This window comes from Mechercharimyces sp. CAU 1602, from assembly GCF_024753565.1.
Taxonomy (GTDB): Bacteria; Bacillota; Bacilli; order Thermoactinomycetales; family JANTPT01; genus Mechercharimyces.
Map to the genome: position 1 here is coordinate 1759920 of NZ_JANTPT010000001.1, position 21322 is coordinate 1781241.

The window sequence follows — 21322 nt, forward strand, 5'->3', positions numbered from 1 at the left end:
TCCTTTTTACACACCAAACGGATTAAGCGGTTTTGGCCCAATAAAAGAGAGAACACTTTTCGTTTCTGAATAAAGGTCCAGGGACTCAATCGCCAGTTCACGCCCGAAGCCTGACTGTTTATACCCACCAAAAGGCAATCCTGGCATAGCAGAGAAAGGCGTATTGATCATTACTACCCCTGCTTTCAGCTTCTCTGTCACCCGATGTGCACGGGAGAAATCTTGCGTCCACACCGCCGCTGCTAACCCAAATTCTGTTTCATTGGCTAATTGGATCGCTTCTTGTTCCTCTTTAAACTTCATGATCATCACAACCGGTCCGAATATCTCTTCTTGGGCTGCCTTCATCTGATTATGACAGTCTACGATGACCGTCGGCTCATACCAATGCCCCTCTTGAAAATCCGTACCCTCAGGGCGCTTACCCCCACACAACACACGTGCTCCTTCCGCTATCGCAGATTGGACATAGGAATCAATCGTATCGCACTGTGCCGCGGAAATTATAGCGCCAATCTGGGTCGTTTTCTGTAATGGGTTACCCAGCCTCAATTTTTTCGTCTTCTCCACAAACCGCTCAATAAATGAATCATAAATAGACTCGTGCACAAATAGCCGAGAACGTGCTTCGCACGATTGTCCAGTATTATAAAAGATCCCAAAAAGAGAACCATCGACTGCTCCTTCTAAATCCGCATCAGCGAACACAAGATTAGGAGATTTTCCACCCAATTCTAACGTAATCCGCTTTAAAGTAGCAGAAGCATTTTTCATAATATCTTTACCTGTGTTGGTCTCACCTGTGAAAGCAACTTTATCTACACCTGGATGTTCTGTCAGATAAGCCCCGATATCAGCGCCGCTTCCTGTTACCACATTTATCACACCACTAGGCACCCCCGCCTCGTGGCAAATATCAGCTAATACATAAGCTGTAATAGGAGTAAGACTAGCTGGTTTCAAAACGATAGTACATCCCGCTGCTAATGCAGGGGCTACTTTCCACGCCGCCATCATCAATGGATAGTTCCATGGAATAATTTGAGCACACACCCCTACTGGTTCTTTCTTTGTGTAGTGGAAGAATCCATTAGGAACTGGCTTTGTCTGACCTGACAAAGTGGTACATGCACCCGCATACAGCTCAAAATCTTCTATTGCTTGATGTACTTGCCCCTGCGCCGCCGATAATGACTTGCCGCTATTTAATACCTCTAGCTCACATAATTCCTCAAAGCGCTCCCTCATGATACCCGCGATTCGATTTAAAATCTGAGCTCTGCGCGAGGCTGGCCACTTTGCCCACTTTCCCTTTTCCAACGCCAACCTTGCAGCTTTCACAGCTTGGTCTACATCTTCACGATTTGCTTTTGCAATTTGTGCCAACGGCTTCCCTGTGGCGGGATTATAGGTTGGGAAAGTCTCCTCTGAGGAACTTTGTACATATTCACCATTAATAAACAATGGGTACATCTCTTTTACAATAGAGCTTTTTAACATCTTATACCTCTCCTTTTCCCTTTAGAAATTTATCACTTATCCCCACATCTACTCTATTCGCTCAATCAGAGTAGCAATCCCTTGACCAACACCAATACACATCGTAACTAAGCCATAACGACCCTGTCGACGTTCCAACTCATGTACGAGCGTTGTTACCAACCGTGCTCCACTAGCCCCTAAAGGATGCCCCAATGCGATGGCCCCGCCATTCACATTTACCTTGTTCGGATCCCATTCCATCACTTTCATCACTGCCAGCGTCTGTGCCGCAAATGCTTCATTACATTCAATTAAATCAATCTGCTCACTAGAAATCCCAGTTCGGTGCAAAAGTTTTTTGGTCGCATAAACGGGTCCCATCCCCATATAATCGGGATCAGTCCCCGCGACAGCAAAAGAGACAATTCGTGCTCGTGCTCTGAGCCCTAATGAATCTGCTCGCTTTCGTTCCATTATGATAAGAGCGGCTGCCCCATCGTTAATTCCTGAAGAGTTACCTGCGGTCACGGTTCCAGTGCTAGTAAAGGCCGGTTTTAGTTTCGCCAATGCCTCCCTATCTGTGTACGGACGTATATGCTCATCTTTTTGAAATAAAACGTGATCTTTGTTTTTGCCGATAACAGTGATCGGAGCAACCTCAGTAGAAAAACGCCCCTCTTCCCACGCCTCGGTTGCACGCTTCTGGCTCTGAAGAGCAAATTCATCTTGTTCTTCTCTCGTAATATCAAATTTTTTGGCTACATTTTCGGCCGTCTCCCCCATAGCGAGTGGAGGATACATTGCTGCCAATCTTCGGTTAACAAAACGCCAACCTAAGGTCGTATCTACCATCATCTGTTCTCCACGCACAAACGGTTCTTCCGGCTTAAGCATCACCAAGGGCGCGCGCGTCATGCTTTCCACTCCCCCTGCAACAAATGCGTCGCCACACCCCATATGCAAAGTCGATACAGCCTGATTTACTGCTTCCAAACCAGAACCACAAAGGCGATTAACGGTTACTCCCGCTACTTCTTGAGGAAAACCTGCCAATAATAATGACATACGTGCCACATTACGATTATCCTCACCTGCCTGATTGGTGCAACCAAAAAACACATCTTCCACTTGCTCCAGGGGCAGTGTAGGATTTCGTTCGATTAAAGCCCGCAGTACATGGGCAGCCATATCATCTGGACGCACCTCTCGCAGACTCCCACGAAAACGTCCAATCGGTGTCCGAACAGCATCCACAATGACCGCTTCACGCATGTGCATCACTCTCTTCGTAAGTATAAAACCCTCTTCCTACTGCTACCCCCGTCCGTCCAGCATAAACCATTCTCCGCAAGAGCGGGGTGGGCCGGTACCGATCATCTCCCAGCTCTTCTACTAAGCCAGTCAACACCCAAATTACTTGATCAATTCCCACCCGATCAGCCCAGGATAAGGGACCCGTTGGGAGATTCATTCCTAAACAGAGCGCGCGGTCAATATCTTCCCTCGATGCAATCCCTTCATTGAGAACGAGGGCAGCCTCATTAACCAGTAAAGCCAGTGTACGCGGAAATACTAATCCCGGTTCATCACCCACTACTTCCACATGCATGCCCATTCGTTCCCAGAATACTCTTCCTTTCTCCCATCCTTCTTCTTCAGCCTGCATAGGTCGGCTTACTTCCATTATCTTTTTTTCCGCCATCAACAGAGGGGAAAAACCATAGATCCGTTGAGGATGTTTCAACCATGACGCAATCCGCGTAGCTGAAACATGCAAAGCAGAAGAGAAAATAGGAACCGAAGGATCAATCCACTCTTCAACACGCCGTAATACGGTTTCCTTCTCTTCTATTGCTCCACTGCGCACATCAACAACTGCTGAGAATCTCCTCTCCCGCAGTGGTTCCCCTTCTATCACTACCTGCCAATCCCTCTCATTTAAGAAAGCATACATTTCTTCTAAAAGTGGACCTTCTCCGATCAGCCATACTCTATCCCTCATACGAATAATGCCCCCTTCCGCTCTTCCTTCCTAACTGTCCACCTTCAACCAGCAACCGCTGAGAATAGTGAGGACGATAGCGGGCATCATAGTAAAATTGTTCAAAGATAGAGAGTGAAGCGGCATAATTTACATCTATGCCTATCAAATCTTGCAATGCAAACGGACCCATCGCAAAACCATTATCTGTAAGCAGTTGATCCACTTGTTCTTTACTAGCGATACGCTCACCGACCAAACGGTACGCTTCTGTATGAAACGAACGTGCCAGCCGGTTCACCAAAAATCCAGGTGAGTCTTCAACAATAACTGGCTCTTTTCCAATCAACTTCACCCACGACAATACCTGCTCTACTTCCTTTTGACCACTCTTCATTCCACGAATAACCTCTACTAAAGGCAAAACGGGAGCTGGATTAAAGAAGTGTAACCCTAATACACGATGTGAAAAGGTTGTCATCCCCGCTATCTCCGTGATGGAAAAGGAGGATGTATTTGTTGCCAGGATCGTATTATCACCCACATACGACTCTAAGACTGCGAATAACTCTCGTTTTACATCCAAATCTTCGATAACGGCCTCAATCACCAACTCAATCTCCTTCAATTGGGACAATTGAGGAATCAGTTGAATTCGGGTAAGCCATTCATCCCGTTCACTATCACTCATCTTTCCTTTCTCCACTCGCTTAGCAAACCGCTGTGAGAGCTGCTCCAATGCCCTCTTTCCTTTTTCTTCATCCACATCGTATAGTTGAACCGTGCAACCTGCGCGCACGAAACACTCCACAATACCTGCTCCCATAGTACCTGCACCGATTACCGCTATGCGAGGAAAAATCACACTAGATCCTCTTCGGTCACTACTTCTCCCACCATCATCGTAACCAGTTTCCCTGCAAATCCCATCACGTCCTTCGCCGCACTTCTCCCTTCTTTAGAGCCCATAGCAGCATCCAAGCTACTTCGATCAGAAAAATATAAATCTGCCTGCAAATAGTAAGGAGCATTATCTCCCATCGGCGTGCCCGTAAAACGTGTCACTTCAATCTTCTTTAAGCCTGGCATTTTTTTTGCTAGTGGGGCATGAACATGAAAATAATGCTCATCAAACGTAGAGGTATCTTCCGGTTGCTTGTAAATAGCTACGAGCTTATGCATTGATCATTCTCCTTTAAACATTGGTTTTTACGAACTTCTTTCTTGATTCTCACCCTGCTTTCCATACATATGAAAGCGCATACATTTTTTCGCACCATGATTCTATACTGGTTTCATCGCTTCAAATGGTTGTCTGCAATTTTTACAGTAATACAGAGAGCGGCAAGCGGCTGAACCAAATAGATTTTCTACCTCACCTTCTTCCTTTCCACAGTACGGACATGCTGGAATGGAAGGAGGAGCATGCTCTTTCAGTGTGCTTTGTGCGGGTGCAATTCCAAAGCTTTTTAATTTTTCTTTCCCGACAGGTAAAATACGATCATTTGTCCAAATCGGTGTGCGCAAAAAAGTGACGACTACTTCCTCTACATTCGCTAAAGCCAGGAGACGTTCCTTCACATTTTTCTTGATCATTTCAATTGCAGGACATCCGACGAAAGTAGGGATGAGGAATACATTAACCCGACAACCGTCAACTTCCACCTCCTGCACCATCCCCAGTTCCACAACGCTTACAGTTGGAATTTCGGGATCTTTCACTTCTTGTAGCTCCAACCATATCTCCTGCTCACTCACTATCACTTTTATCACTCCTAGCTCAGTGCTCTTCGTCTTACCAGAGAGCAGTAGCATCTACACGCAGCACCTCCGTCATCGTAGCTAACAAACTTGTTAATGCAGGTGTATGTTGTCCCACTCGTCCCGCTATCGCCTGTTGTGGAAGTTCCCCTGGCCAGGGTAGCTGTACTTCTGCAAAAAGTGCACGCATCTTCATTTCCCACTTCTCTTGTATGTGCACAGAAGATAACGGCATAATTCCCCAATCACATAATTGCTCTTCTTTCTCCCCTAAGGAAAACAAGCCACTTACATCGGGCCAGATGTCAGAGATTGCTCTTTCCATCCGTTGTCGTGCTTCCCCTCCCGCTTGCAACAGTCGAGTAAACCAAAGTGTGAAGTGAAGCAGGTGATAATGCTCCTCCCTACGAATTTTCTCCACCGCTTGTGCCAACGGAGCATAACTACTTCGTTCCAGCGCCTCGAGTCGAATGTCATCAAACATATCGTAGAAAAAATGACGTACAATCGTATGTGCCCAATCCCCATTATCTCGCTCTACCAACACTGCATTTCGCCATGCGTTTGGTGTTCTCATAAATGCGAGGGCATCTGGTTCTGGTTCTCCCCACTCATGAAGTAGCTCATAGTAACATAACGCATGTCCCACTTCATCTTGCGAAATCGAAGCAAACGCGACATCTCCCTCCAGATCAGGTGCTTTCCCCAGCCACTCTGAAGCGCGATGTCCGATACACAGCTCATCATCTGCCAGTTGATAGAGAAGATCCCGTACCGCCGAGCGATAGACGGGGTGTTCGGATCTCTGTTCATCTATCATTATCAAACGGATCCCTCCTCTACCGCTTCGCTTTTAGTCACCCTCTGCTCTTCCTTCTCTACGGGTAACGGATGTTCACGATAGGTACGCCATAAACGACCATTTTCCGTATAACCCTTCACTTCCCGATAACTCCGATCCATCGAACGTGTAAAAAATCGCTCCCCTGGGGCATGATGAATTACCGCTTGTCGCACCACCCATAAGCTGATTGCCTCATCCCGACGTAAAAAGTTTTCGCGTGCAACCTGGAGTGCAAACTCCGCTGAAGGCGCTTTTACACTCCCCACATGCATGTGCATATCCTTATGTGTTTTCTGAACAAAAACTTCATAGATTTCATATTCCCCTTGCTGTCCTTGTTGACTCACTTTACTCCCCTCCTTACCTTATCCGCTTCGATGTGCAGATGCGTACATCATCGCTTCACGTACCCACCGCTGCCCTTCATGCGCTTCTTTTCGTAAAACAATTCGTTCTGACGACATGGGCCCCTTATTTTTTACTACCATCTCTTGGTGCCACTTCCAATCCGGATCCGTGTACATCCAACACTGTTTCTCCTCATCATAATGGAGGTGTGGATCTGGAATTCTAAGTCCGATAGACTTCATTCGAGGCACATATTTATCAAAAAATTGCTGTCGTAATTCTTCATTCGTCTTCGTACGGATACGGTAATCTATCATTCTCTGCGCTGCTTGTGTTACCTCGCGCGGACCGAAAAAAAACAGCAATGGTTCCCACCATCGATCAACGGCTTCCTGTAACATTTTGCGCTGCTCTTTTGTCCCTCCTGCTAGCGCTAACACAATATTTTCACCGTGCTGCATATGAAAGCTCTCTTCTGCACAAATTCGCTTTAATACACGTGCATATGGGGCATACGAGGTATCTAGTAGAGCGGTCTGGTTAATAATAGCTGCACCATCGACCAGCCATCCAATTACACCCACATCTGCCCACGAGTACGTTTTCATATGGAAAACATTATGAAACTTCACTTTTCCCAGATATATATCCGCTATTAACTGTTCCCGTGACACACCCAAGGGAGCCGCTAAATCCTCCACTACTCGTAAAAGCAATTGACCATGTCCCATCTCATCCTGCACCTTGGCCATCAATGCTAGTTTTCTCCTTAACGTAGGTGCTTTTGGCACCCACTCTTTCTCGGGATACACACCCATAATCTCACTTACACCATGCATATGAATCAACTTGATGAGCAATTTACGGTACTCTTCTGGCATCCAATCTGTCGCCTCTATCTTGTCACCACTTTGCAGCCGCTCCATAAAACGAACCGTATGTTCACCCTCCTGTCTTTCACTCACGTCTATCCCCCCTTTTTCTTTGTTGCTAGACCCTCCAGCAAAATGTCCGCATATCGGTCGGCAATTTTTCTCGGCGGCAATTCCCCATCAGGGCGATACCACTCATACATCCAGTTAGCCACTGAGAGAAGTAAAAGCCGAATAAATTTTTCGTCTTCTTGTCGAAACTCCCCGGTCTCCATCCCTGACACAATAATCTGTGACCAACAAACTTCATACTCATCTCTCTTCGCTTGAATTTTTTCTCTCCGCTCAAACGAAAGCGCTTTCCATTCATGAAAAAATACGGTCGCCGCTTCTAAATGATCGGCTACCACTTGTGCATGCGCAGCTAAGGCACGACGCAATTTCTCCTCTGCTGTACCCGCTTCTGTCACAATGGGGGTAATTGCTGTTAAAAAAGCATCTGCACCACGACAACTAATCTCATATAATAAATCTTCTTTTGATTGGATATGAGCATATAAGCTTCCTGACAACAACCCTGCTTGTTCGGCAATATCTCGGATCGTTGTGGCTGCATATCCTTGTGAATGAAATAAGCGGCTCGCCACTTCAATAATCTCTTCACGCCTTTGACTTCGTCCCATCAGATTTTCTCCACTTCTTCTCAATACAAGCGCTTGCTTGTTTTTAGAATATAACAATTAGTTCGTATTGTCAATCATCATTAGGTACCTCCACCTTATTCATTTTCATAAATATGACTTTTACTATTTTCCTTCTATGCTCTCTTCAGTACAATAGTAAAGGTATGTATGAAAAAGGAACCTATCACCTGACATTCAGCTTTAAACACCACTACTCTAACAAACGGAGGCTCTTACATGATTGGATTAAACCGCCGCTCTCTTTCACTAAAACCACACCCCACCTCTTCAAATCCATTGTTTAATTATGCCTCCAAACTTTTATCTGATGGGCTCATCCTTGCAGGAATCACAGGACTAGGTTACTTCTCCGCCTATCTTAGTGACCTTGCCTACAAGAGTTATTTTGGAATTCCCTCTATGTTTATTGACATCGGAATAAATACCGTTATCCTCTCGATCTCCATTCTCGTCATTTGTTTTCTCATTCTCATCATTGCGATCGACAGTCCATTTATGCAAAAGTATGGACGCCATCTCTTTCCCTTCCTGCTTATCACTGCGATCGGCATCCTATTGGCTACCAAAATGAATTTTACTTTCTCTTGGGCTAAGTTTCCATTCATCCTAGGGGTTTATCTCACTTACTTATTCGCAGCATGGTTCCTTTTCATGCTCGTCTATTCTCGTCGCCTCAAAGCAGCCATGATCACATTCGCACTTATCGTGGTTTCTATCTCATATTCCAGCGGCTCAATCATCGCACAAAATCAACAGGAGTATTTAGTTACTCTCTCTCCATCTCCCCATGTGGTAATCGCTTACTATGGAGATTCACTCATCCTAGCCCCGATCAACTTAGATAGTGGTGAAATCTCCAACTCCTATAAATTTATCGATCAGAAAGCTGCCTTTGATGAAGCATTATCATTTACATCGATGGAAGTGGGCCCACTCACAATTGAAAGATAAAGTAGTACAACAATAAGCCACCTCGTCATCAGACCAGGTGGCTTATCAACAAGCTGTCTATCCAATAAAGCGAATCGTGAGTGGATAGCGGTACTCTTTACCCTCGTTTGCTTTAATCGAGGCTATAATCATAAATACCAACGCCCCCACGTAAAGAACAGCAGCCAGTACAAACCCAATCAAAATCACCATCAAGATAATGGATACGATCATATATACCGTGATAGTGATTTGAAAATTAAGCGACTCTTTTCCCTGCTGATCAATGAAATTAGAATCATCTTTTTTGATGAGCCAGATTATAAGAGGTCCTAATACATTGCCAAAAGGAATAAGAAAATATCCAATCAAGGCACTCAAATGACACCACATCGCCCAAGCGCGCTCCTCTTTTTCAGAGAGAGTTTGACTCAATTTCCACTCCTCCTCGCTCCACCAACTAACTTTAGCTGGTTGATCCCCTTATCTTTACGCTCAATCTCGATCATTCATACACGCTTTTACTCCGTTTTATTACTTTTTCCTTACCAATCAAACAAACTGCCTTTCATTACAGCAAGTGATTCCCTCGTCTTATGAAAGCCCATCCATAACACTTCTGAATGAACCGCCGCCGGCTTCGCCGTAACATCCGCTTTATGAGCATACTTGAGTGCACGATAAATATGATAATCATGGGTGACCAGATAAGCTGTGTGATGTCCTTTCTCCTTCATCAAAGTACGGGCATGACGTAAGTTTTCTTCTGTGCTTCTTGCCTGTTCCTCAAGTAGAAGTGCCCCTACCGGAACCCCCTCTTCGACCAAATATTGCTTCATTCCTTCCGCCTCCGAGATGCCATCATCTCCTACTCCTCCCGAGAGAAGTAACACATCCACGCGCTTCTCTTTATAAAGTTGAAGCGCCATCTGAAGCCGCTCTTCCAATGCAGGACTTGGCTTTCCCTCCCACAATGCCGCCCCTAGAACAATGGCTACATCTCTTTTTTCTGTCGGCATCGCTGTCTCATCATGGGCAGAGACTAAATTCCACACATACACAAAGCCACCTAAACCGATTAGTAGGGGAATCCCCAATACCACAGCCCATCTTTTTTTCTTCACCATATCCCCTTTCCTTTCTCCCCTCTTTTTCTATCGTAGGAAACGAATAGTCAGCGGATAACGATACTCCTCGCCTTTTTTTGCTTGCACAGTGGCTAAAACTGTACAGATTATTCCCCACACATATAAGATAGGCAAAATAATAAAACCTATGAGAATAAAACATAATAGAGAAGCAACTAACACGTAGATTAAAAAGCTAATCTGAAAGTTTATGGATTCCTTTCCGTTGTAGTCAATAAATGAAGACTCCTCTTTCTTCCACAGCCAAACCACCAATGGCGCAATAATCGTCCCTAGAGGGACTACTGTCAAATAGGCTATGAGTGCACTAAGATGACAAATCATCCCCCATGTGCGTTCCTCTTTTGTTGTCGTCATTCTACTCTCCCCCTCTTTTTTTCTTCACAATCCTCTATATTGCTAGGCGTTTTATTCATTCTATACGGTAATACTATTATTGACCAGGCGCAATCCCCTTTTCATTGTAAATATGTATGATAAACCACCTTAGGTTGGTCTTGTTGAAAGAGTAGTCATCCCGTCGCTACTATGATATAATTTCCCTTTGGATGCAAATGATTTCGGGATACAACGATCTCTTCACACGGTGAAGAGATGTGATTAATGATAAAAGGGAGGTGGGTGCGCCACAGGTGCGTACCTACATTACATGAAACCAACTGATATCCGTAACATAGCTATTATCGCTCACGTTGACCACGGTAAAACCACTCTCGTTGATGCGATGCTCAAACAGAGCCGAATTTTTCGTGATAACCAACATGTAGATGATCGCGTCATGGATTCCAACGACTTGGAACGTGAACGTGGGATCACCATTTTGTCAAAAAACACAGCTATCACCTATCAAGATATTAAGATCAATATTATTGATACCCCAGGACACGCTGATTTCGGTGGTGAAGTAGAGCGCGTCATGAATATGGTAGACGGTGTACTTCTTCTGGTCGACTCAGTAGAAGGCCCCATGCCACAAACCAAGTTTGTGCTTCGACAAGCTCTTTCACGTGGTCACAAAGTAATCGTGGTCGTCAATAAAATCGATCGCGCCAACGCACGTCCAGATTATGTGATCAATACCACTTTTGACCTATTTGTCGATTTGGGAGCAACAGAGGAACAAGCTGAATTCCCAGTCATCTATACAAGTGCACTTGCTGGTATTGCTGGAAAAGAACCCGAAGAGCTCACAGAAAACCTGGAGCCTCTTTTTGAAGAAATCGTTGAGTACTTGCCTCACCCTAATGTTTCATTAGATGAGCCAACACAGATGCAAGCCACTCTGATGGGCTTTGATGACTATAAAGGTAAAATCGTCATTGGTCGTCTAAACAGCGGACGCATTCAAAAAAATCAACCCCTGATTCATATTACAGAAGATGGTTCTCATCTACCTGTAAAAGCAGCACAGGTGTTTACTCATCAAGGGCTGAACCGTGTGGAAGTAGAGGAAGCCACTTGCGGAGATATTATCGCATTGACAGGATTAGGCGATGTAGGCATTGGGGATACCATCGCAGATGCAGACAACCCACGTGCGTTGCCTCGTATTAAAGTGGAAGAACCTACTTTGCGTGTCACTTTTGGTATTAACACCAGTCCTTTCGCTGGACGTGAAGGTAAATTTGTCACCTCCCGTAAACTGCGCGAACGCCTCTACTTGGAATCTGAACGCGATGTGGCTCTAAAGGTGGCAGAAACGGATTCCGCGGAAACATTTTATGTCTCCGGTCGTGGTGAACTTCATCTCGGTATCTTAATTGAAAACATGCGCCGAGAAGGCTTCGAATTTGAAGTGAGCAAGCCTGAAGTGATTCTGAAAAAGATCGAAGACAAGTGGCATGAACCCTTCGAAAGTGTTGAGGTAGAGGTGAGTGAAGCTTACCAAGGCGCCGTAGTTGAATTGCTCGGACAACGTAAAGGGCAGATGCAAGATATGCAACTGCGCGATAATGGTCTCATTCACTACACTTTCCTCGTCCCAACTCGTGGATTGATCGGGTTCCGGCAACAATTCCTCACTGCTACCCGTGGTGAAGGATTAATCAATACTCTATTTGCTGGTTACCAACCCTTTACAGGGGATATCCAAACCCGTAGCCATGGGTCACTCGTAGCTTGGGAGCCTGGTGAAACAAACAACTATGGTTTACATGCCGCTCAAGAGCGAGGGCAGCTTTTCATCCCTTCTGGAACACCCGTCTACGAAGGCATGGTGGTCGGACAACATATTCGCGAGGGCGACTTGGAGGTTAACGTTTGTAAGAAAAAGCAATTAACCAACTTCCGTGCCTCCGGCTCCGATGACTCCCTTCGTTTGGAACCACCAAAAGACTTATCACTAGATGATGCACTCGAATACCTAGCCGAAGACGAATTATTGGAAGTTACTCCGGAATCTTTCCGTATTCGTAAACGCGTCCTGGCTAAAAACGAACGCCGTCGTTTAGCTAAACAAGGCGGTCGCCGAGAATAAAACCTCTTTTATAAAAACACCCTTGAAACCAGATGGTTTCAAGGGTGTTTATTTTTTTGGTTTCTCTTTTTTCACCATGCGATAATCGGCTACTTCATACCCACAGGTACGGTATAATTTAACAGCTGCTAGATTATTACTCGTAACAAACACTTGGCGGTGAGATATCCCTTGTTCATCAAACCACGCCTCACCATACTGAAGAATGGAACGCGCCAATCCCTGTCGTCGATAGTCTGGATGAACATGAATCTCACTAATAACCCCACTTTGAGAAAAGGTAAGATGGTCTTGCCTTATTTCCACATACAAAAACCCTAAAATCTCTTCATTCTCCCTGTGAGTAAACACCCAAACTCGGCAATTATCATCGCTTACACTACTGCGCAATTCTTGTGCCCACTTTGCCCGTTCATCATGTTCTACTATACGTCGCTCACCGTCGTTGACATCATACTCCTCATCCAATATCTGCGCCCAAAGACGATAATGCTCTAGTAAAAGATCGATATGAAGTTGAACAACTTCTTCCTCATCTAGTGCTGGGTCATATAAACGAACATTCCATATCTGCTCTTTTAACAAACGTAAGCCTCCTCTCGTGTCCCGTTACTGACGTTTGGTGTTTCCCAAAATTCTCTTTTTCATTGACGCATTTTCGCTTCCCCCTATTCCTCCTCCTCATTATTCGCTAAGATAGAGAGAGAAGAAAAAGAGGAGGTTTTGATCGTGAAGCGCTATATGTCATTATTCTTATCTACTGTTGTCATCTTATTTGTTCTTAGCGCATGTAGCAGCAATGACAAACAACAAGAATCAGCCCCTACAGGTAATCCTCCTACAGATCAAACAGCCACTTTTGACAACCATGAGCAGATAATAGCAGGGCTCGATTTAAACCAATACATTGTGGATCATATTGGTATTCAAAGCGAGGAGGGAATCGTTTTCGCCGCACACGAAGTGTTAGGTACCGAAGTAAAAGAGAACAAACTGCGTGTCTATGTTTGGGCAAAGGCGATCGAATACAATAAAAAAGGAGGAGAATTACAAGAAGGCTCTGCTATTCAACTCCCCTTAGCTCTCTTTATAGAGCAACTACAAGATGGAAGTTATCAAATCACACAACATTACCTTCCACAAGAAGGTGTCAATTATATGGATGAAATCAAAAATATATTCCCTTCCACTGTCATAGAGGAGATCAAAAATTCTTCTGGTAGAAGTGAACGTTTAACTAAAGAAATTCTAACCCAAGCGAAGCAGCACTACTCTAGTAAGAATTAGAAAAATCACGCAGCTGGATACTCCATCTCCGCATGTATGGGACGTAATTGATCAATCACAATCATCACGATAAAAACAGCAAACAGCAACGCCAAAAAGTAAAATAAACTTCCTCCACCGATAGTCTGTAATAAGACCCCGCCAATAAGCGGTCCCATCATGCTACCTATAGCAAATTGTGCAGATGCTAGAGCATTGGCTTCTGGCATCTGTTCCTTCGGTACCCTATCTGCTAGGAAAACTAATCCTAGTGAGTAGAGTGAACCTACAAATGCCCCCATCAGAGCAAACAGCAATATAACCATGTATGCCGATGTTGTATGTGCCCAAGGTAGTAGAGCCATCCCTACCATCCCAATCATCGCTATGAAAAGCAAAATTCGTCTTCGTCCATAACGATCACTAAGTATCCCCAACGGCAGTTGTAACAGTAAGCTCCCACAAATAAAAGCGGTTATTACGATGGAGATCATTCCAGAACTAAGACCTGCTCGCAAACCATATACAGGATACATTCCCGCGATCGATGCCTCCAAAAATCCATAAATCAGTGTTGCTATTAAGCCGACGAAACCAAGTCTATATACCATGAGCATGCTTTTTTTCCAGCTATATTTCCTCTCTTTGTTCTGTTGCGGAGGGAAAGCTTGATCTAAACGTACCGCTAACAATATGGCTAACATAAGGAGCACCGCCATAACTGCAAAGGGTACCCACTCACCAAATACCAATAAATTTACCCCTAGAGGTCCCAGACCAAATCCCAAACCAAATGCAACCCCATACTGTGAGATCAATTTTCCACGTTGCTCTTTTGGGCTCGCTATTGCAACCCATAATTGTGTCGCATAGTGGATCATGCTATCGCCTGCACCAACGAGCAAGCGTAATACGATCCAAATCGTCAAATGAGAGAAAAGAGGAAATAAAAGAACACTAACTAACGTCATTGCCCCTCCTATCAAAATCACGCCCCGATATCCGAAGCGCCGCACCGCACCCCCACAAAAAGGGAGCACAACAAGTACCCCTAGGTAGAGTGCCATCGTGTTCAATCCATTTAGACTGGAACTTATCCCTTGTTGTTCTAAAATCGTTGCCTGCAATGGGAGCAGTAGTCCTTGAACAAACCCTGATGTTAGTACGATAAAAATAAGCAAGGAAAATCGCCCTTGCGTCCAGCCTTTTACCATCATCCATCTATCTCCCATTCTTCAGTAGCTGTAACGTTTTCCATCGCTTGATTATACCATGGAAGCATTTTTACAGTCCAAATACACCAGCATTGCTTCCCTCATTGCAAGGGACAAATCTCCTTTCCAACCCCTATTCTGGAAGAAAAATAAGCTGAAGTAAAAACAATACCATAAACAAATACAGCAGTGGATGCACTTCACGAAAACGCCCCTGAATGATTTTTAATAAAGGATAAGTAATAAATCCAAAGGCGATGCCGGTTGCAATGCTAAAAGTAAGTGGCATACTGATCATTACAATAAAGGCGGGAAATGCTTCATCAAACCTCCCCCACTCTACCCTTGCTAGTCCCCCCATCATAAAGCACCCTACAATAATAAGCGCTGGAGCGGTTATCGCAGGTACTCCTGCAACCGCCTCTACCACCGGAGCAAAAAAGAGCATACACAGAAATAATAAGCTTACGACCACACTTGTTAAGCCAGTCCGCCCCCCTGATGCCACTCCCGTCGATGATTCAATGTAGGCACTGGTGGGGCTCGTACCCATCAAGGCACCGGCCGTCATCCCAATAGAGTCTGCTAACAAAGCTGAGCGCATCCGTGGAAAAGAACCATCTTTACCCATCAGACCTGCCTGCTCCGCTACCCCGATCATCGTTCCTGTAGTATCGAAAAGAGTCACCAGCAAGAAGGCAAAAATCACGGCATACAACCCCTGAGAAAACACTTCTGGCAGTGAGATGACTGCTGCCCCTAATGTAGGCATTAAACTAGGAGGTGCAGTCACCCACGTTGTTGGACTGACAAACAACCCACTCATTCCTCCGATCAATGCCGTTAACGCCATCCCTATAAACAAAGAACCTGGTATACGGAAAGTGAATAATACCAACGTGAGAAAAAGCCCTACCAGGCTTAATATCGTCATTGGTGCATGAAAATCTCCTAAACCTACCAAATTCACTTCATCTCCAACAATAATTCCTGCCGATTTTAGTCCGATAAAAGCAATAAACAATCCTATCCCTGCCGTAATTCCATACTTTAAACTATCCGGGATTGCTTTTATCAGTTGCTCACGAAAAGAAGTAACACTGAGGAGCACAAACAAAACCCCTGCTACCAATACGGCACCCAATGCCACTTCCCATCGAATCCCACTCTGTCCTACAACACTATAAGCAAAATAAGCATTTAATCCCATCCCTGGAGCGATTGCAATTGGGTAGTTTGCAAATAAACCCATAATTAGTGTCGCAATCACTGTAGCGAGAATAGTAGCGACAAAGACTGCTCCAAAATCCATTCCTGCTTGTTGTAAAATCGCCGGATTGACCACCACGATATATACCATCGTCATAAAGGTAGTCAATCCAGCTACCACCTCAGTGCGAACGTTCGTTTTTTTATCTTCTAATGAAAATAAATTCAATACTATTACCTCCTAAATCAACTAAATAACGAACATTAATTTAACCAACCACCATAATAATCGTTTTTAATAAAAAAATCAATCCACCATGATCTTCGAGTTACCGATTTCTTATCGACCAGGAAATATTTCAAGATGGGTGCGTATAATGAACAACAGGTGTCCTTTTATCCCAATTATTATGGAAAGGAGTGATCCTTCATGAACTTGTCCAGCATTATCATCCCATACATTCAATTCACCCTCATCTCAATCACCTTACTCCTTATGTATGTTTTGACTCAGAAGTATCTCAAACGATCGATACGAAAAAACCTTCTCTATAAGGAGACCTCTCCTGCAGGGCAACAATATATCTCTACACTAAGTACTTCCATCGTTCGTTTCGTCTTTCTCTATCTTATCGCTTTCTCCCTCCTCTCATTATGGGGTATGGATATATGGGCTAGTTTACTTAGTTTAGCTATTATTGCAAGCATGTGTACCCTCATAGTAGGATTAGGTACCCGTGGACTTCTTACTGACCTTATAATGGGCTACTTCATCACTCAAGAGGATCAAATACGTGTAGGTGACTATGTAAGCGTTGGTACCTATTCTGGTATCGTAGAAAACATCGGGCGCAGAATAGTAAAAATCCGCGGATTTAGTGGAGACATTCACCTTATCCCTTATCGGAAGTTAGACACCGTCACCAATCATTCGCGTGGGAACATGAGAGCACTCATCGACATCAGTATCGCCCCAACATCTGATATAAACCATGTTATCCACATTCTCCAAAGTACCTGCGATAAAGCTAAAACAGATACCCCTCAAATAATCGAGGGACCGGATGTTTTAGGTGTACAAAAATTATCCTCATCTGAGATGGTGATTCGAATCCTGGCTCGTACACAAAACATGGCCCAGTGGACGGTAGAAAGAGAGCTTCGTAAATGCCTCAAAGAAGCATTGGACGAAGCTGGTATTCCTATCGGATGCCAATCTCCCTCTGCCATGTATCCCAACGATCAACAGCAACAACCTCCTGCTCACTAATTTTCCTTTTACGAAAGTCGAGGAAATCCCCTCCCATTTGCTATAATAAAGAAGAAGGAGGGGAAGTGCGATGTACCACATTACCGTATACGATCAAGATGCAAGCACTCTACACGACGAACCACTCGAAGCCAAGACGGATGATGAAGCGATTCAAAAGGGATTAAAGTGGCTTCATGAGCAGAACTATTTGGAGAAAGCATATCGAATCTTCCATTCTTCTGGCTATCTGGTTCGATTTAATGCTCATAAATACAAAAAAGCATTTGTGCTGCAACAAAAACAAGCCAACGAAGAATAGAAAAAAGAGCATCTTCTTCCCTACAGGAAAGAGGATGCCCTTTTTTATTTCATCTACTTGCCTAACTCCAATTCCAACTCTTCCACGGTTGCCAATGGTGCTTGGCAAGTATGGTTTTTACATATATAAACTCTGGCTTCTCCTGCTGGTGCATGCTGCTCAGCTGTAAAGGGCGCAAATTGAGCAAGCTTATCCTGATTTTGACCATCGCGAAACAGGATAACGGCGTCCGGCAGATATGTTGAGTAAATGATGCGCTTCATCTCCTTCACTACTGGCAGGTTTGAATCCCCCACTATCACAATCTCAGTAGTTGCCCCTAGATGCAGCTGCAAGCCCACTAAATAAGCTGTATATGCCATCGACCCTTGCTCAACATTACGAGCAAACGCACTTAGCTGTCTTTTGGCTAGATGATGTAGATGCTCATTACCGCTCATTTTTGCCAAGCGTACTAAATTCCAGCCAGCAATCGAGTTCCCTGAAGGAAGAGCGCCATCATATATTTCCTTCTGTCGTGTCAACAATTGCTCTGCATCATGTCCATAAAAGAAAAGACCACCATATTCCTCATCATTAAACAAATCCATCATCCGCTCAGTTTCCTGTAACGCATGTTCTAAATAGTGTACATTCCCTGTCGCTTCGTATAGCTCAATCAAACCCCATGAATAAAAAGCATAATCATCTACATAGCCAGGAAATGCGGCTTCTCCATCACGGAAACGTGCCAGTAGTCTTCCATCAGCACGGCGCACATGTTGATCGATGAATTGAACAGCTCGAGCAGCTGATTCTGCATAATGCGGCTTGCCCAATACCTGCGCCCCCTTTGCTAACGCGGCGATCATCAGTCCATTCCAGGAGGTGAGAATTTTATCATCCTTATGAGGGTGAATTCGCTGCTCGCGGGCAGATAATAATTGTGCACGAGCTTTCTGTAAACGCTCCTCTATCTCTTCTTCACTCATCCCCTCACGTGCAGCTACAGCATGCAATGGATCGTGAATCCGATTAAGTATACTCAAACCATCTTCAAAATTGCCGTCTGGAGTTACATCGTAAACCTCACAAAAGAGTTGCCCCTCTTCTTCACCTAGAACCTGTTCGATTTCTACCGGGGACCATACATAAAACCTTCCTTCTCTCCCCTCCGAGTCGGCATCTTCAGCTGAATAAAACCCTCCTTCCGGTGAGGTCATATCACGTAACACATAAGTGAAAATTTCTTCCGCTATACGTGCGTACTTCTCTTTTTTCGTTGCTTGATACGTTTCCAAATACGCATACGCCAGCAGGGCGTTATCATATAACATCTTTTCAAAATGAGGAACAAGCCATTCTCGATCGACAGAATAGCGAGCAAAACCGAATCCCAAGTGATCGTAGATTCCACCTTGATGCATGGCTGTCAAAGTCTTTTCAACCATCGTGAGTGCTTCAGACACATTGCTTTGCTTCCAATAACGTAGTAAAAACAGAAAGTCGTGTGGACGTGGAAATTTCGGCTCTTGCCCAAAGCCACCATAAGCAGAGTCAAACTGCTGTGCCACCTGTTCATAAGCAGAGTCTGTTATGACTAGCGACAAGTCACCTGACTGATCCGCTTTGGCATACGCTCGAATAGCAGCAGTCACTTTCTCCCCTGACTCAAGTAATTTATCGCGTTCATTTTGCCATACGTCCGAAATACGATTTAGCAATTCGATCATCCCTGGCATCCCACGCTGACTTCGTTTGGGGAAATAGGTTCCCGCAAAAAACGGCTTTTTCTCTGGTGTCATCATCACTGTGAGCGGCCATCCTCCTTGTCCAGTCAGAGCTTGACACACTGTCATATAGATATGGTCAATATCGGGGCGCTCCTCTCGATCCACTTTAATTGAGATATAGTCACGATTGAGTAGTTCGGCCACCTCTTCATCTTCAAATGATTCCTTTTCCATTACATGGCACCAATGACAAGTTGAATATCCTATAGATAGAAATATCGGCTTATCTTCTTTTTTTGCTTGTGCAAAGGCTTCCTCTCCCCAGGGATACCAATCAACGGGGTTGCTTGCATGTTGCAAGAGATAAGGTGACTTCTCTTCACCTAAGCGATTCTTATAAACCATTATTACCGTCTCCTTTATGTATGTAAGTTTATCCTATAGCTCTAGTGTAACAAAAAAACAATACGTTACTAAGATTTTACTTACTTTTCGTGAGAGTGACTACGATGACCCACAGACGTAAATCGTGTTAGAATATGGAGGAAAGAAGAAATAGTGAAATCAATCAGCCTTTTCTTAGCGTCAATGTATAACAAATGATACCCTCACTTATCCAGCACTGAAAGGGGCACTTATCATGCAAGCATCATATATAAAAGAAGAGCACCAAATTTTACGGGAATCACTACGCAAATTTTTGGATAAAGAGGCGCGTCCTTATTTTGAACAGTGGGAAAAAGAGCGGATGGTTCCGCGCTCCTTCTGGCTTAAGATGGGTGAACAAGGATATCTATCGCCTTGCTTAGATGAGAAATACGGAGGACTAAATGCCGACTTTATCTACTCTGTTATTATTGCGGAAGAATTAGAGAAAGTGGGCACAGGGCTAATGGGCTTCAGCCTCCATAGTGATGTTGTCGTTCCCTACATCTCCACCTACGGTTCAGAGATACAAAAGAAGAAATGGTTGCCTGGTTGTATCTCAGGTGAACTGATCACCGCTATTGCCATGACCGAGCCAGGTACTGGATCTGATCTTGCGAACATCCGCACTACTGCCATCTCTGACGGGGATCATTATGTTCTTAATGGACAAAAAACATTTATCTCAAACGGGATTCTTGGTGATCTCATCGTTGTCGTCTGCAAAACAGACCCTCATGCCACTCCTGCACATAAAGGGATTAGCCTCCTGGTCGTCGAAGCAGATACCCCAGGATTTTCACGTGGTCGTAAATTAGACAAAGTAGGATTACACAGTCAAGATACCGCTGAACTCATCTTTGAAGAGTGCCGCGTTCCCAAGGACAATTTATTAGGAAAAGAGGGTGCTGGCTTTCACTACTTGATGCATAAACTGCAACCAGAACGTCTACTTGCTGCTCTGCTCGCACAAGTTTCAGCAGAAGAGATGGTTCGAATGACCATTGAATATGTTAAAGCTAGGGAAGCGTTCGGGAAACCATTGAGCAAAATGCAGCATATCCAGTTCACCATTGCTGATCTCGCTACAGAAGTTTCCTTTGGCCGTACTTATCTAGATGACCTCATCGTTAAACATATGGCTGGACACGATGTAGTTACACAAGTATCTATGGCAAAGTCCTGGGTTACCGATATGGCAAAGCGGGTGTCTGGACAGTGTATGCAACTTCACGGCGGCTATGGTTATATGGAAGAATATCCAATCGCTCGTCGCTACCGTGATATTCCAGTAGCTGCCATTTACGCAGGCACTAACGAAATCATGAAAATGATCGTGGCCAAAAACCTCGGACTTTAATTGAAGGGGGCAGTTACC

The 21322-nt window shown here is 44.5% G+C and carries 23 protein-coding genes; 6 read left to right on the forward strand and 17 right to left on the reverse strand.

Going from position 1 to position 21322, the window contains the following annotated elements:
• Nucleotides 1-6 precede the first annotated feature (6 nt).
• The 10 genes from NXZ84_RS09085 to NXZ84_RS09130 form a co-directional block, all read right to left on the reverse strand.
• Nucleotides 7-1500, reverse strand: a complete 1494-nt coding sequence (locus tag NXZ84_RS09085) for an aldehyde dehydrogenase family protein (RefSeq protein ID WP_258839934.1) — start codon at nt 1498-1500, stop codon at nt 7-9.
• Nucleotides 1501-1548: 48 nt separating this feature from the next.
• On the reverse strand, nt 1549-2754 hold the full coding sequence (locus tag NXZ84_RS09090; RefSeq protein ID WP_258840377.1) for a thiolase family protein: 1206 nt from the start codon (nt 2752-2754) through the stop codon (nt 1549-1551).
• Nucleotides 2747-3484: a 3-hydroxyacyl-CoA dehydrogenase family protein gene (locus NXZ84_RS09095; protein ID WP_258839935.1), complete on the reverse strand. Its 738-nt coding sequence runs from the start codon at nt 3482-3484 to the stop codon at nt 2747-2749. Before NXZ84_RS09095 ends, NXZ84_RS09090 begins: the two co-directional genes overlap by 8 nt.
• A complete protein-coding gene (locus tag NXZ84_RS09100; RefSeq protein WP_258839936.1) occupies nt 3474-4328 on the reverse strand; it encodes a 3-hydroxyacyl-CoA dehydrogenase family protein in 855 nt (284 codons plus the stop codon). The genes NXZ84_RS09095 and NXZ84_RS09100 overlap by 11 nt, the downstream gene beginning before the upstream one ends.
• On the reverse strand, nt 4325-4645 hold the full coding sequence (locus tag NXZ84_RS09105) for an EthD family reductase (RefSeq protein WP_258839937.1): 321 nt from the start codon (nt 4643-4645) through the stop codon (nt 4325-4327). The genes NXZ84_RS09100 and NXZ84_RS09105 overlap by 4 nt, the downstream gene beginning before the upstream one ends.
• A gap of 102 nt (nt 4646-4747) precedes the next feature.
• Nucleotides 4748-5278, reverse strand: a complete 531-nt coding sequence (paaD, locus tag NXZ84_RS09110) for a 1,2-phenylacetyl-CoA epoxidase subunit PaaD (RefSeq protein ID WP_258839938.1) — start codon at nt 5276-5278, stop codon at nt 4748-4750.
• The gene (gene paaC / locus NXZ84_RS09115; RefSeq protein WP_258840378.1) at nt 5259-6044 is read right to left on the reverse strand and encodes a 1,2-phenylacetyl-CoA epoxidase subunit PaaC; all 786 of its coding nucleotides are present in this window, start codon (nt 6042-6044) and stop codon (nt 5259-5261) included. Before paaC ends, paaD begins: the two co-directional genes overlap by 20 nt.
• Before the next feature lie 2 nt (nt 6045-6046).
• A complete protein-coding gene (locus NXZ84_RS09120; protein ID WP_258839939.1) occupies nt 6047-6415 on the reverse strand; it encodes a phenylacetic acid degradation protein in 369 nt (122 codons plus the stop codon).
• 18 nt (nt 6416-6433) lie between these two features.
• On the reverse strand, nt 6434-7342 hold the full coding sequence (paaA, locus tag NXZ84_RS09125) for a 1,2-phenylacetyl-CoA epoxidase subunit PaaA (protein ID WP_309495818.1): 909 nt from the start codon (nt 7340-7342) through the stop codon (nt 6434-6436).
• A gap of 41 nt (nt 7343-7383) precedes the next feature.
• Nucleotides 7384-7971: a TetR/AcrR family transcriptional regulator gene (locus NXZ84_RS09130; RefSeq protein ID WP_258839941.1), complete on the reverse strand. Its 588-nt coding sequence runs from the start codon at nt 7969-7971 to the stop codon at nt 7384-7386.
• A 237-nt stretch (nt 7972-8208) separates the two neighbouring features.
• Here NXZ84_RS09130 and NXZ84_RS09135 point away from each other — a divergent pair, with 237 nt between their 5' ends.
• Entirely contained in the window at nt 8209-8943 is a 735-nt protein-coding gene (locus NXZ84_RS09135) for a hypothetical protein (RefSeq protein ID WP_258839942.1), read from the forward strand.
• 57 nt (nt 8944-9000) lie between these two features.
• On the opposite strand, the gene NXZ84_RS09140 is transcribed toward NXZ84_RS09135, so the two are convergent.
• From NXZ84_RS09140 to NXZ84_RS09150, 3 genes are all read right to left on the reverse strand, one after another.
• Nucleotides 9001-9357 (reverse strand): DUF4870 domain-containing protein, encoded by a 357-nt coding sequence (locus tag NXZ84_RS09140; protein ID WP_258839943.1) that lies wholly within the window; start codon nt 9355-9357, stop codon nt 9001-9003.
• A 110-nt stretch (nt 9358-9467) separates the two neighbouring features.
• Nucleotides 9468-10046 (reverse strand): YdcF family protein, encoded by a 579-nt coding sequence (locus NXZ84_RS09145; protein WP_258839944.1) that lies wholly within the window; start codon nt 10044-10046, stop codon nt 9468-9470.
• Nucleotides 10047-10076: 30 nt separating this feature from the next.
• The gene (locus NXZ84_RS09150) at nt 10077-10427 is read right to left on the reverse strand and encodes a DUF4870 domain-containing protein (RefSeq protein ID WP_258839945.1); all 351 of its coding nucleotides are present in this window, start codon (nt 10425-10427) and stop codon (nt 10077-10079) included.
• 292 nt (nt 10428-10719) lie between these two features.
• Between NXZ84_RS09150 and typA the strand changes: the two genes are divergently transcribed.
• Nucleotides 10720-12546, forward strand: coding sequence for a translational GTPase TypA (gene typA / locus NXZ84_RS09155; RefSeq protein ID WP_258839946.1), 1827 nt, complete (start codon nt 10720-10722; stop codon nt 12544-12546).
• 48 nt (nt 12547-12594) lie between these two features.
• Here the strand turns inward: typA and NXZ84_RS09160 are convergent, their stop codons facing one another.
• Nucleotides 12595-13131, reverse strand: a complete 537-nt coding sequence (locus NXZ84_RS09160; protein WP_258839947.1) for a GNAT family N-acetyltransferase — start codon at nt 13129-13131, stop codon at nt 12595-12597.
• Between the two features lie 144 nt (nt 13132-13275).
• Here NXZ84_RS09160 and NXZ84_RS09165 point away from each other — a divergent pair, with 144 nt between their 5' ends.
• A complete protein-coding gene (locus NXZ84_RS09165; protein ID WP_258839948.1) occupies nt 13276-13833 on the forward strand; it encodes a hypothetical protein in 558 nt (185 codons plus the stop codon).
• Nucleotides 13834-13838: 5 nt separating this feature from the next.
• Here NXZ84_RS09165 and NXZ84_RS09170 read toward each other — a convergent pair whose 3' ends face one another.
• Nucleotides 13839-15029, reverse strand: a complete 1191-nt coding sequence (locus NXZ84_RS09170; protein WP_258839949.1) for an MFS transporter — start codon at nt 15027-15029, stop codon at nt 13839-13841.
• Nucleotides 15030-15159: 130 nt separating this feature from the next.
• Nucleotides 15160-16470, reverse strand: coding sequence for an NCS2 family permease (locus tag NXZ84_RS09175; protein ID WP_483869637.1), 1311 nt, complete (start codon nt 16468-16470; stop codon nt 15160-15162).
• Nucleotides 16471-16665: 195 nt separating this feature from the next.
• Between NXZ84_RS09175 and NXZ84_RS09180 the strand changes: the two genes are divergently transcribed.
• Together NXZ84_RS09180 and NXZ84_RS09185 are read left to right on the forward strand one after the other, a co-directional pair.
• Nucleotides 16666-17505 (forward strand): mechanosensitive ion channel family protein, encoded by an 840-nt coding sequence (locus tag NXZ84_RS09180; protein ID WP_258839951.1) that lies wholly within the window; start codon nt 16666-16668, stop codon nt 17503-17505.
• 70 nt (nt 17506-17575) lie between these two features.
• Nucleotides 17576-17806, forward strand: coding sequence for a YhzD family protein (locus NXZ84_RS09185; protein WP_258839952.1), 231 nt, complete (start codon nt 17576-17578; stop codon nt 17804-17806).
• A 53-nt stretch (nt 17807-17859) separates the two neighbouring features.
• On the opposite strand, the gene NXZ84_RS09190 is transcribed toward NXZ84_RS09185, so the two are convergent.
• Nucleotides 17860-19923, reverse strand: coding sequence for a thioredoxin domain-containing protein (locus NXZ84_RS09190; protein WP_258839953.1), 2064 nt, complete (start codon nt 19921-19923; stop codon nt 17860-17862).
• Nucleotides 19924-20158: 235 nt separating this feature from the next.
• On the opposite strand from NXZ84_RS09190, the gene NXZ84_RS09195 reads away from it, so the two are divergent.
• The gene (locus NXZ84_RS09195; RefSeq protein WP_258839954.1) at nt 20159-21304 is read left to right on the forward strand and encodes an acyl-CoA dehydrogenase family protein; all 1146 of its coding nucleotides are present in this window, start codon (nt 20159-20161) and stop codon (nt 21302-21304) included.
• The last annotated feature ends 18 nt before the right edge of the window (nt 21305-21322 follow it).